This window comes from Sphingomonas taxi, from assembly GCF_000764535.1.
In the GTDB taxonomy this organism is placed as follows: Bacteria; Pseudomonadota; Alphaproteobacteria; order Sphingomonadales; family Sphingomonadaceae; genus Sphingomonas; species Sphingomonas taxi.
Genome location: NZ_CP009571.1, coordinates 3,846,510 through 3,857,500, shown reverse-complemented (window position 1 = coordinate 3,857,500; position 10,991 = coordinate 3,846,510). Strand labels below are relative to the sequence as shown.

At 66.9% G+C, this 10,991-nt stretch carries 9 protein-coding genes (1 of these 9 only partly in view); 7 read left to right on the top strand and 2 right to left on the bottom strand.

Annotated elements, in window-relative coordinates; all coding sequences use genetic code 11:
- Positions 1-1,365: the 3' portion of a tryptophan halogenase family protein gene (locus MC45_RS17595; RefSeq protein WP_038665988.1), read on the top strand. Its footprint begins 138 nt before the window's first position; 1,365 of the gene's 1,503 nt are visible here — the last part of the coding sequence; its start codon lies beyond the left edge, outside the window; its stop codon occupies positions 1,363-1,365.
- A complete protein-coding gene (locus tag MC45_RS17590) occupies positions 1,362-2,039 on the top strand; it encodes a DUF6445 family protein (protein WP_038665985.1) in 678 nt (225 codons plus the stop codon). The genes MC45_RS17595 and MC45_RS17590 overlap by 4 nt, the downstream gene beginning before the upstream one ends.
- Here the strand turns inward: MC45_RS17590 and MC45_RS17585 are convergent.
- Both MC45_RS17585 and MC45_RS17580 read right to left on the bottom strand, forming a co-directional pair.
- Positions 2,014-4,071, bottom strand: coding sequence for a hypothetical protein (locus MC45_RS17585; RefSeq protein ID WP_038665982.1), 2,058 nt, complete (start codon positions 4,069-4,071; stop codon positions 2,014-2,016). The genes MC45_RS17590 and MC45_RS17585 overlap by 26 nt on opposite strands.
- Positions 4,072-4,518: 447 nt before the next feature.
- Positions 4,519-7,131 carry a TonB-dependent receptor gene (locus MC45_RS17580; protein WP_245640773.1) on the bottom strand — a complete coding sequence of 871 codons (2,613 nt, stop codon included), beginning with the start codon at positions 7,129-7,131 and terminating at the stop codon, positions 4,519-4,521.
- Between the two features lie 309 nt (positions 7,132-7,440).
- Here MC45_RS17580 and rpmF point away from each other — a divergent pair, with 309 nt between their 5' ends.
- The 5 genes from rpmF to MC45_RS17555 all read left to right on the top strand — a co-directional run bounded on the left by rpmF (position 7,441) and on the right by MC45_RS17555 (position 10,439).
- On the top strand, positions 7,441-7,620 hold the full coding sequence (rpmF, locus tag MC45_RS17575; protein ID WP_037532429.1) for a 50S ribosomal protein L32: 180 nt from the start codon (positions 7,441-7,443) through the stop codon (positions 7,618-7,620).
- Positions 7,621-7,653: 33 nt separating this feature from the next.
- Positions 7,654-8,685 (top strand): phosphate acyltransferase PlsX, encoded by a 1,032-nt coding sequence (plsX, locus tag MC45_RS17570; protein WP_038665979.1) that lies wholly within the window; start codon positions 7,654-7,656, stop codon positions 8,683-8,685.
- Positions 8,682-9,650, top strand: a complete 969-nt coding sequence (locus MC45_RS17565; protein ID WP_038665976.1) for a beta-ketoacyl-ACP synthase III — start codon at positions 8,682-8,684, stop codon at positions 9,648-9,650. Before plsX ends, MC45_RS17565 begins: the two co-directional genes overlap by 4 nt.
- Positions 9,651-9,774: 124 nt before the next feature.
- A complete protein-coding gene (locus MC45_RS17560) occupies positions 9,775-10,074 on the top strand; it encodes an integration host factor subunit alpha (RefSeq protein ID WP_038665973.1) in 300 nt (99 codons plus the stop codon).
- Complete coding sequence (locus MC45_RS17555) at positions 10,071-10,439, top strand: MerR family transcriptional regulator (protein WP_038665971.1); 369 nt, start codon at positions 10,071-10,073, stop codon at positions 10,437-10,439. The genes MC45_RS17560 and MC45_RS17555 overlap by 4 nt, the downstream gene beginning before the upstream one ends.
- Positions 10,440-10,991: the final 552 nt, after the last annotated feature.

The window sequence follows — 10,991 nt, the reverse complement described above, 5'->3', positions numbered from 1 at the left end:
GGGGTGGGTGAAGCGACGATTCCGACGATCCACTGGTTCAATTCGCTGGTCGGGCTCGACGAAGCCGACTTCCTGCGGGCGACCAAGGCGACGTTCAAGCTCGGCATCGCGTTCGTCGATTGGCGCGCGCCGGGTCACCGCTATTTCCATCCTTTCGGTCACTATGGCGCGGCGTTGCCCGGCGTCGCCTTCCATCATCGCTGGCTGAAGGCGGCGACCAACGGCCTCGCGCTGCCGCTCGGCGCCCTGTCGCTGGCGGAACGACTCGCCGACGAGAACCGGTTCGCGCGGCCGAGCGGCGATGCGCGGTCGATCCTGTCGAGCCTCGGTTACGCCTATCATTTCGACGCCGGCCTCTATGCGGCCTATCTGCGTCGGGTAAGCGAGACTCGCGGCGTGACACGCGTCGAAGGCCGGCTAAATACTGTGGAGCGCCACCCGGACACCGGCTTCGTCAGCGCTTTGACCACGTCGCGGGGCGAGCGGCTGGAAGGCGATCTCTTCATCGATTGCTCCGGCTTTCGCGCGCTGCTGATCGACGACGTCGTCGGCGAACCTTTCGAGGACTGGTCGCACTGGCTGCCCTGCGACCGCGCCGTGGCCGTGCCCTGCGCACGGGTCGCCCCCACCACGCCCTACACCCGATCCACCGCCCGTGCCGCCGGCTGGCAGTGGCGCATTCCGCTGCAGCATCGGATCGGGAACGGCTATGTCTATGCCAGCGATCAGTGCAGCGATGATGCCGCCATCGCGACGTTGCTGGCCAATCTCGACGGCGAGCCCTTGGCCGAGCCGCGGCTGCTGCGCTTCAAGGCAGGCATGCGGCGCCGGCCGTGGCGCGACAACGTCGTGGCGATCGGCCTGTCGTCTGGCTTCCTTGAACCGCTCGAATCGACCAGCATCCATCTGATCCAGAGCGGCATCGCCAAATTGCTGACGCTGTTCCCCGATCGCGATTGCGATCCGGCGCTGGCGTCACGCTTCAACACGACGTTCGCGCGCGATATGGACGGGATCAAGGATTTCCTGATCCTCCATTACCATGCGACCGGCCGCGAAGAGCCGCTCTGGCGTCATTGCCGAGCGATGTCCCTTCCCGACGGCCTGCGCGAGCGGATCGCGCAATATCGACGATCGGGACGGCTGATCCTCGATCCAGACGAATTGTTCCGCGAGGCGAGCTGGCTTGCGGTGCTCGATGGCCAGGGAATCAAGGCGCAGGGTTATAATCCGCTCGCCGATGCGATCGATCCGGCTGCCAATCGCGCGCAGGTCCAGCAGATCGCCGACGTCATTGCGCGGGCTGTGCCGACACTGCCCATGCACGACGCGGTGCTGGCGCAGATGATCGGCACGCCGTCGTGACGCCGCCGGACATCGTTGCGCGCCGCATCGGCAACGAGGCGGAGCCGATCGCGATCATCGACGGCTTCCACCCCGATCCCGATGCGTTGCGCAGCCATGCCGCAACCGCGCCCTTCGAGCCCGGCCGCCACCATTATCCCGGCCTGCGCGCCAGCCTGCCCGCCACCTATTTCGCCGCGGTGCGACCGGCGCTGACCCGCGCGCTCGCCGGGGTGTTCAATCATGACGGTGCGCTGGCGCTGCTCGATTCGAGCTATGCCCTGGTCACCACGCCGCCCGCGCGACTGACGCTGCCGCAGCGCCTGCCGCACGTCGATGCCGTTGATCCCCGCCGGATCGCCCTGGTCCATTATCTCGACCCCGACGGCGGCGACGGCACCGCATTCTACCGGCATCGCAGCACCGGGTTCGAGCGGCTCGATCGTGCCCGCGCGCCGATCTATTTCGAGCAGCTCGACGCCGAACTGCGTCACGGCGGCGTGCCCGCCCCGGCCTATATCCACGGATCGACGCCGCTGTTCGAGCGGATCGCGCTGGTCGAGGCGCGCTACAATCGCGCCGTCCTTTATCGCAGCGCGTTGCTCCACAGCGGTGCGATCGCCCCCGATGCGGTGCTGAGCGACGATCCCACGCGCGGCCGGCTCACGATCACTGCGTTCCTGGCGCCGGGCTGACCCGCGGCGGCTGGACGGCGAGGTAGACGGTGCTCCACAATTGCGCCGCATTCGATTCATCGACGTCCTGCTTGCCCGCGCCGAACGGGACGACGGCATAGCGGCCGTCGGCGAAGGCCCAAGACCAGAGTTCCGAGCTCTGCGTCGCGCGCGTCGCCTGGATCGCGCGCCATAGCCGCGCCTGCGCCTCCGTCAGCCGGCTACGCGTCGCCGGCGGCAGGTCGGTCCGCGCCAATTGCCGTTCGAGGCCGGCGGCGAACAGCGCCTGCTGCCACGACCAGACCACCGCGCCATGATAAGCCGCGGGGGTGAACCGCGCCTGCGTCGCGGCGTCGGCCTGCGCGGCATTGGCGACGAGCAGGCCGATATCGGTCATCAGCCCGGCCGGGAACGGCCGCATCGCAGCGTCGACATAGGTATCGAGATCGGCGGCCGACGGGGTGGCGAACAGCAACGCGAAGCCCTCGTCAGAATGGACGATTGGCACCGGCTTGCCGTCGGCGGCGAGCGCGATGGCGTGGAAGACGAGCGGCTTGCCGCCGAGCGCGGCGAGCGCCGGCGCGGCGGGGATGCCGAGGCCCTGCGCATAGCCGCGCACCCGCGCCGCCGCGTCGGCAGCGGGGATCGTGACACGGAACAGGTCCGGCACGCGCCGGCGCCAAACCTGCGCCGTGGCGCTCGCCGATGCGAGCATCGCGCGATCATCGCCCGCCAGATACGGGTCGAGCAGCCCGGCGGCGAGCAGCCGCGCCGCCGCATCGAGTGCGGCGGGCACGAACACCGCATTGACGTCATAGGGATAGCGCCCCCTTCCCAGCCCCTCTTCGCTGTCGCGCCACTGGCCGGTCATCCGGCCTTGCTTGAGGCCGATCAACTGATCGACGGCGGGCGTCGCGGCGAACGGTCGCGCATGCGCGACGACGAAGCGGAGGTTGCGGACCAAGGCGGCGCCAGCCGGTTCGGTCTTGCCGGGAATGCCCTCGTCGACCAGTCGGGCGGCGAGGAAGCGCTGCGCCGCGGCGCGGTCGCCGCGGTCGAGCAGATAGCTCGCCGCCACCGGCGCGAGCATGTAATCGTCGTCGATCATCGCATAATCGAGCACGGCGGCATCGCCGCTGCCGCCGTGCTGGCGACGATCGACCACCGCGAACTCGCCGATCCCCTCTTCATGCGCCACGTCGCCCGACGAGTCGAGCCGCGCCAGCACCGAGCCCAGCCCCGCCTCGATCGCGCGCGGTTGCAGGACCGGCATCAGCAGGCGCAGCGACATCAAGGTGTCGCGGCCGAAATAGGTCTGAAACCGCCACGAACCGGCGAGGAACTTCTCGCGGTAGCTGAGGAAGCGCAGCGCGTTGCGCGCGACCGGATCGGCGGCGGCCTTGGCGTTGAGCAACTCGGCCGGCGTCAGCCCGTGCAAGGGCGTCTCGCCGCTGGACGCGGTGATCTCCAGCCGGATCGGCTGGCCGGGTGCGGCGGTGATCGCCCCGTCGGCGATCCGGCCCGCGCGCACGCGGACCTGCAGCAGATAGCCCGGCGCGCCGTCGAGCCGTGCCCGGCGCCAAGTGATCGTGTCGCCCGTCACGACCGGATCGACGGCCAAAGCCTCGGGAAAACGGCCGACCGACTGATAGTCGCGCAGGAAGCGGACGCTCGACAGCACCGCCTGTTTGATCCGCAGCCGCGGCGCGTCGATGCTGGCGACCGCGACGATCGCCGGCTGCGGCCCGGCGACACCGGGGGCCGAGGCGGCGCGCGGCGGTTGTTCGAGCCGCCATGTCGCGGGACGGGCAAGCGGCTCGAACCACAATCCGACGCCGCTGTTGCCCGCCGGGAAAGCGACGAGGATGCGCGGATCGCTGCCGTTGCGGAGCAGCAGATGCGCCGCGACCGGACCATCGCGCAGGAACGCGTTGAGGTTCTGCCCCTCGGTGACCTGATAGGCGAGTTCGGGCGCGGACCGTTGCTGCGCCCCCGCCCATGTCGCGCCGCCGATCGCCGCGCCGGCGAGCAGCGCCAATATCAGGGTCTTCATCTCACCACTCCTCGATGGGGCTGACGCCATCGTTCGAACCGATCGTTGGCCCGCCCCGCTTTCGTGATCCCACATGGACTATCGTCTATGACCCCAAGCGGGGTCGATCCCCTTTGACGTCCACGCCGTCACACCCGACCCGTTCGCCCCCCCGAAAGTCGCTCCGTGCTCCTGCGAAAGCAGGAGCCCAGGAGTCCCGAACGCCATGAGACGTTGTCCTGCTTGGCCCTGGGTTCCTGCTTCCGCAGGAACACTGTGCTGATCCACAAGCATCGCGGACTTTCGCAAAGGCCTCGACTCGGTCCGTGTCCACTCCGCGGCGAGAGAGAAGGATTGATGCGACATCGTTCTCCAGCGCTCCCGTGGACCCCGGAACCAGTCCGGGGTGACGGATCTTCTGGAGAAGCCGGTCGCACCTCATCATCCCGGCGATAGGCGTCTGCCCGGTCAGAAGCGGAACGTCACCGATCCGCCATAGGTCGGGCCGACGATGCCGCGGGCGTAGAAATAGCCGTCGGTGATCGCCTGCGTCTGCCCCTGGCGCGGATTGCCCTCGGTCAGGCCGACGACGTTGAAGATGTTCTCCGCATTCACCGCCACCTGCAGCTTCTCGGTGACGTTGAGCGTCACCCCGGCGCTGGTCACGCCATAACTCGGCAGCGCGACGCCGTTGCCGGCGTCGGCGAAGATCTTGCCGATATATTTGTAGCGGCCGAAGATTTCGCCGAGCCCGTTGGGCAATTGGATCGCCGGGGTGACGGTCCATAGCGACGCGGGCGTCCGTTCGGGACGGTTGCCGGCATAGCCCGGGTCGGTGACACCATCGAGCTGGAGGTTGACCAGTTTCGGGTCCTGGAACACGCCCTGGAAATCGACCGAGAACCAGCGGATCGGCCGCACCAGCACGTCGACCTCGACACCCTTGGTGCGCAGATCGGCGTTGATGTTCTGCTGCACCGCCGGATTGGCGGGATTGGCGAAATTATAATTCTGGTCGTCGAAATTGGTGCGGAACACCGTCACCGATCCGGTGAACAAACGGCCGTATTGATAACGCAGCCCCGCTTCGTAGAGCTTGATCGTCGTGATCGGATCGATGTTGTTGGTCTGGAAGCCGTCGGCATAGCGCGCGTAGATCGAGAAGTTCGGCGTGAAGAGATAGTTGGCGCCGACCGTCCAGGCGATCTTCGACTGGCTGAGCTTGCCGTCGGTGCCCGTCCGGCTGACGTTGGTCGGGGCATATTGGCCGTTGAAGGTCGGCCCGACGGTGCGGATCACGCCGCCCTGGCTGGCCGGCACCGCCTGGTTGGTCGCCGCCGACACACCGTCGAACGCGGTCGCGGTGTCGCGTTCCCAGCGGATGCCGCCGTCGATGCGCAGATGATCGCCGAGCGCGATTTCGTCATTGGCATAGAGCGAGACGGTTTCGTCCTTGCGCTCGCGGATGCCGTTGCCCCAATCGCCGTAAGAGACGAGGCCGCTGTCGGTCAGCGTACCGATCACCGCATTGGCGCCGTTCAGCGCGACGATGTCGTAGATGTCGCTGTTGTTCTTGACGTCGTTGACGACGCTGGCCGTCGCCGACTGATCCTGGCTGCGTTTGACGTTGTAATACATGCCGCCGACGGTCAGCGAGTTCTTGATCGCGCCGAATTGCGTTTCCCAGCGCGCGCCGATGTTGCTGCCGAAATCCTTGCCGTGGACGGCATCGTGGTTGAGCGTCGTGCGCTGGAGGAAGCCGTTGCCGTTGAGCGCGTTGAGCGCCGCGGTTTGGTCCGAGCCGAGCACCACGCCGGTGCGCAGGTTGCGGATGCCGAAACGGGTGGTGGCGGGGAAAGCGGCGAAGCCGGCACGCAGCACGTCGATGATCGGCGAGCGTGCCGGATCTGGGGTCAGATAGTCGACCGCGCTGGCGAGGCCGGCATTGCCCGTCCCCGACCCCGGGAACAGGCCGTTGAAATCGTATTTGTAATCGATGTAGCGCGAGCGCGCGAACAGGCTGATCGTCTCCGACACCGGCACGTCGATATCGAGCCGCGCCTGATTGTAGAGCGAGCGGATGCCGTCGCGATAGCGGAACGGCCGGTAGCCGCTGGGATGCGCGAAGGTCGATACCGGCACGTTGATCGAGGTGAAGGCGTCGCCGCCGATATTGTCTTTCTGGATGTTGAAGCCGGGAATACTGGCGGGGTCGCCATTGTCGTAGCGATACGGCGCCGATGCGTAATAAGCGGTCTCGATATCGCCGCGGCGGCCGGACAGGCGAATCGATCCGCCACCGGGCAGCCGGTATTCGAGTGCGCCCTTGATCCGATAGCCGGCATAGTCGAACGGGTTGCGGCGCACGCCGGGGCTGCTTTGCACATAGCCGCCGAAGTTGAACGCCAGATTGTCGGCGAGCGGCGCCGAATAATAGAAATCCGCGCGCTTGAGCCCGTAGTTGAAGCCGGTGAGACGGACCGCGCCCTCGAATTCCTTGAAATTCGGGCGCTTGGAAATGAAGTTGATCGTCGCGCCGGCGCCGTTGACGGTCAGCACGCCCGACGAACCGCCCTTGACCGCCTCGAGCCGGTCGATCGTCAGGTCCTGCTGGAAGAAGAAGTCGGCACCGCCGCCGCCATAGAGGATCGGCATGCCGTCTTCCTCGAGCTGGACGAAGCGCTGGCCGCCGCCCTGCAGGCCGCGGACGGAATAATTGTTCGACGACTCGCCCGCGGTCGCCTCGACGAAGATGCCCGGGACCAGTTCGAGCATGTCCGCGGTCGAGCGCGGCGCACGCCGGTCGATCGCCTCGCGCGTCGCATAGGTGATGTCGGCGGACGAGGTGATCAGCGGGCGGTCGCGGGTGGTCTGGCCGGTGACGACAATATCCTGGAGATCGTCGTTCGCTTCGGCCGGGGCCGTCGCAGCGGCGGGCGTGCCGGCCTGCGTGTCCGTCTGGGTGGCGCCCTGCGTGGTGGGCTGGTCGCCCGGCACCGTCTGTGCCGCGGCGGCGAAAGGCAAGGTCGCAGCACCTGCGAGCAGCAGGGCGCGAATACCAACATGGTCGGTGCGCATCATGTCTCCCCTAAATACGTCTGCCATTCTTTGACGGCTGAGCGAGTTGTTATACCTTTCGGGCACTTAGCAACAGCGGTCGGAGCGGATTCGGACCAGAATGGGTGGAGCCTGTGGCGGCGGGGACACAGCCGGATCCCGAGGGTGCGGTGCGCCGAAGCTTGCGCCGGTGCGGAAATTCGCTATAGGCCCCCGCTTCGCGATGCGTCCGGTTGTCGGTGGCGTCCAGCGGCCGGCGTTTCGTCGGTTGCCCGGGCGGCCCGTCGGGCTCATCGGTTTTCCGTAAGCCGATTTCTAGAACAAGGTGCCGAAATGGCCGTCCCCAAGCGAAAGACCTCTCCCTCCAAGCGCGGCATGCGTCGCAGCCACGATTCGCTCAGCATCGAATCGTTCCAGGAGTGCCCGAACTGTGGCGAGCTCAAGCGTCCGCACAATCTGTGCACCGCTTGCGGCCACTATAACGGCCGCGAGATCGTCTCGGTCGAGGGCTGAGCCCCTCCCCTCCCATCCGGATAAGCGCTGAACATGCCCGACACTTCCTGGATCGCCGTCGATGCGATGGGCGGCGACGAAGGGCTGGCGGTCATGCTCGCCGGCGTGGCTGCCGCCCGCCGGCGGTATGAAGGCATGCGCTTCTTCCTGGTGGGCGACGAGGCCAAGGTTGCGGAAGAGCTGAAGAGCCATCCCAACCTCAGCCAGCATAGCGAGATCGTCCACGCCCCCGAGACCGTCGGTTCGAGCGACAAGCCGAGCCAGGCGATCCGCCGCGCCAAGACGACCTCGATGGGTATCGCCATCGATCTGGTGAAACAGGGTCGTGCCGGCGCCGCCGTCTCGTCGGGCAATACCGGCGCGCTGATGGCGATGGCCAAGCTCGCGCTGCGCACCCTGCCCGGCATCGACCGGCCGGCGCTCGCCGCGCCCTTGCCGACGCTCGGCGACAATGACGTCGTGATGCTCGATCTCGGTGCCAATACCGAGGTGGATGCGCGCAACCTCGTCCAGTTCGCCGTCATGGGTGCCGCCTACGCGCGGACGATCATGGATCTCGACAGCCCCCGTGTCGCGCTGCTCAACATCGGCAGCGAGGACCAGAAGGGCACCGACGAGATCCGCGATGCCGCCGCGGTGCTGAAAGGGCAGACGCATCTGCCGCTGACCTTCACCGGCTTCGTCGAGGGCAACCAGCTCGCCCGCGGCAATCACGACGTGATCGTCTGCGACGGCTTCGCCGGCAATATCGCGCTCAAGACCGCCGAGGGCACCGCGCGCTTCGTCGCCGACCTGCTCAAGCGCGCGTTCAGCTCGTCGGTCCGCTCGAAGGTCGGCTTCCTGATCTCGCGTCCGGCAACCGAGCTGCTGCGCGATCACCTCGATCCCAACAATCACAATGGCGCGGTCTTCCTCGGCCTCAACGGCATCGTCGTGAAGAGCCACGGCAGCGCCAACGAGCGCGGCGTCGCCACCGCGATCGGCAATGCCGCCAAGATGGTCCGCGCCGACCTGACCCGCCGCATCGCCGACGATCTCGGCAATTTCGAGAAGAAAGCCGCATGATCCGTTCGGTCGTCCTCGGCACCGGCTCGGCGCTGCCCGAGCGGCGCGTGTCCAACGCCGATCTGGAACAGCAGCTCGACACCAGCGACGCCTGGATCGTCGAGCGCACCGGCATCCGCTTCCGCCACATTGCCGGTCCGCACGAGACGACCGCGACGCTCGCCGCCGACGCCTGCCGCGCCGCGCTCAATTCGGCCGGCGTCGCCGCCGCCGACATCGACCTGATCGTCCTCGCCACCGCCACCCCCGACCAGACCTTTCCGGCGACCGCCACTAAGGTGCAGGCGATGCTCGGCATCGACGATTGCGTCGCCTTCGACGTCGCCGCGGTCTGCTCGGGCTTCCTCTATGCGGTGCAGGTCGCCGATTCGATGCTGCGCACCGGCGTGCATCGCCGCGCTCTGGTGATCGGCGCCGAGACGTTCAGCCGCATCCTCGACTGGGAGGATCGCACCACCGCGGTGCTGTTCGGCGACGGCGCCGGCGCGATCGTGCTCGAAGGCCAGGAGAGCGACGCCGCGACCGGCCGCGGCATCCTCGCCACCAAGCTCCACGCCGACGGCCGCCACAACGATCTGCTCTATGTCGACGGCGGCCCGTCGACCACCGGCACCGTCGGCAAGCTGCGCATGAAGGGCCGCGAGGTGTTCCGCCACGCCGTCGTCAATCTCGCCGCGGTGCTGGAGGAGACATTGGTCATCGCCGGGCTGACCTCGGCCGATGTCGACTGGGTGGTGCCGCATCAGGCCAATGCCCGCATCCTCGACGCGACCAGTCGCAAGCTCGGCCTGTCGCCCGACAAGATCGTTGTCACCGTCGATCGCCACGCCAACACCTCGGCGGCCTCGGTGCCGCTCGCGCTCGACGTCGCGGTGCGCGACGGCCGGGTCCGCCAGGGCGAGATCGTCGTGCTCGAGGCGATGGGCGGCGGCTTCACCTGGGGCGCCGCGGTCGTCCGCTTCTGACAGCAATTCGTTCGTTTTTCCGGCCTTGCCGGGAACCTGACAACAAAGTCACTTTCGGACACGTCTGCTATCGTGTAACATTATACGCGGGCATCCTAGCAGATGGAGTGGGGCGAGCGTGTTGATGACTACTGTTGGAACACTGACGAGGGCGGACCTTTCGGAAGCCCTGCACCGTCAGATCGGATTGTCGCGGACCGAGTCGGCGAAGATCGTGGAACAGATTCTGACCGAAATGTGCGAGGCGCTCGCGCGGGGTGAGAACGTCAAGATTTCGGGCTTCGGCACCTTCGTCCTGCGTGACAAGGGCGAGCGGATCGGCCGCAATCCCAAGACCGGCGTCGAGGTGCCGATCGCGCCGCGGCGGGTGCTGACCTTCCGCGCCAGCCAGATGATGCGCGAACGCATCGTCACCTCCAGCTGAGCCGCAAGGTCTCCGGCACGCCCAAGGCGAGCGGAGCGTTCAGGACGATTGGGGAAGTGTCGGAGGCGACAGGCCTCCCGCAGCATGTCCTGCGCTATTGGGAAACGCGTTTCCCGCAGCTGCGCCCAGTCACGCGTGCCGGAAACCGTCGCTATTACCGACCCGCAGACGTCGCCTTGGTGCGGCGTATCGATGCGTTGCTCAACGCGCAGGGCTATACCGTCCGCGGCGTCCAGCAGGTGCTGACCCAATCCGCCCATTCGGAGACCGGCGCGGGCGATGGGGCACCCGACATATTTGCCGCGTTGCGCGCGATCCGCGACGATCTCGGCCGTGCGCTGACGCAGGACGACGATACCGCCTGACCGGTCGGATGAAGCGGAGTGCGAGGCGGCCGTAGCTGCCCCCTGCCCTATGTCTGGTGAAACCCTCTCCGTCAGTGCAGCGCAATCGCGGGTGACTGCGGTGATGAGACCCTATCAGTTTTTCACCTCGTGTTCGTCACCCGAACGTCTTCGACACCTCTACGAAGGTCCGCATCACCAGTGGATCAGCGCAGTGCTCCTGCGAAAGCAGGAGCCCAGGGCCAAGCAAAACAACGTCTTGCGGCGTCCAAGACTCCTGGGCTCCTGCGTTCGCAGGAGCACTGGGGGGCTTTCACAGGTGACTCCTCTTGTTCCAGGGTGACGGTGGAGATTTGCAAGACGGCGGGCTCGTCCATATGAGCGTCTGACTGGTTCGGACGAGTTTCCAAACTCCTTCCGTCACCCCGGCCTTGCGCCGGGGTCCCGCTTCTCTGATCGGAGAGAAGAAGCGTCATGCCGGATCAGGTCCGGCATGACGGGGGATTTACGGGCAGGGCATCACTTGATCGACCATATGCGATAGTCCGGAGAAAGCCCTCAAACCCCGCATGT